The sequence below is a fragment of the Shewanella sp. 10N.286.52.E4 genome (genome assembly GCF_041468785.1).
In the GTDB taxonomy this organism is placed as follows: domain Bacteria; phylum Pseudomonadota; class Gammaproteobacteria; order Enterobacterales; family Shewanellaceae; genus Shewanella; species Shewanella electrodiphila.
Genome location: NZ_JBFRJJ010000036.1, coordinates 1 through 1152, shown reverse-complemented (window position 1 = coordinate 1152; position 1152 = coordinate 1). Strand labels below are relative to the sequence as shown.

Annotated in this window: 1 protein-coding gene; it reads left to right on the top strand. The window is 38.7% G+C overall.

Features of this window, described 5'->3' with window-relative positions; translation table 11 throughout:
• Positions 1-43 precede the first annotated feature (43 nt).
• On the top strand, positions 44-1152 hold a 1109-nt coding region (locus AB4153_RS18110), incomplete at its 3' end, for an IS4 family transposase (protein ID WP_371998313.1).

Below are 1152 nucleotides of genomic sequence, written 5' to 3'. Positions count from 1 at the left end.
GATCAAATTTATCGCCAAACAAAAATTACCACGAGTAAATGCCATGAATGCGAAACAAGTTTTATCAAAATGCCTATCGATTGTCACCCCGTTAATGCACAAAACTCGCCGACAAAGTTTGTTCTGTGCAGTCGAAAGCTCAATGAATGGAGGCTCCCTTTCAATTACAGGCCTTGGCCGTAACATTGAAAGTAAAGCGCTGGAAAAACATAAGATTAAACGTGTCGATAGGCTTTGTAATAATGGCCATTTACATCGTGATATCGAGTTTATATACACACGCATGACTTGCTTACTAATCGGAAGAATGAAACAACCGATAATTCATATCGATTGGTCTGATCTTGATGACCGAAAGCAACATTTTCTCATTAGAGCATCGCTTGCAGCTCAAGGTCGTTCACTGACACTTTATGAAGAAATTCATCCGCTAAATAAAAAAGAGAAGCCTAAAACTCATCAACTATTTCTAACTAAATTAAAAACTATGCTTCCCAATGAGTGCAAACCTATAATCGTGACAGATGCAGGTTTTCGTATACCTTGGTTCAAGCAAATTTTGTCATTAAATTGGGATTACGTAGGCAGATTTAGAAATCGAACTCACTGTAAAAAATTACCAGTAGATAGCTGGTATCCAGTTAAACAACTCTATGTTCAAGCAAGCACCAGAGCTAAAAGCCTCGGTGTTTACATGCTAGGTGAACAAACCTCTTTTAAGTCCCGTTTAGTTATTTTCAAACGTAACGCAAAAGGACGTAAAGACAAAGTGGTAACGGGTGAAAAGTCGAGGCGGAGTAAACAATCTCGAGCCAGTGCAGAACGAGAGAAAGAGCCTTGGTTACTTGCTACATCACTTTGTTTATCAAGTGCTGCTGCCAAAAGAGTCGTTAAGATTTATTCAACAAGAATGCAGATAGAAGAAAGCTTTAGAGATGTTAAAACAGGTCTAAAAATGAATGATAGCGGCTCAAGGAACCAAGATAAATTAAGCGTGCTTCTACTCATCGCCAGTCTTTCACAATTTATACTTTACCTGCTTGGTTTGGCGGTCAAAGCAGCAGATAAACACAGGCAATATCAAGCTAACTCGATAAAGCACCGGAATGTACTTTCAAACCAGTTTATTGGCTTGAGAGCCTACAAAGATAA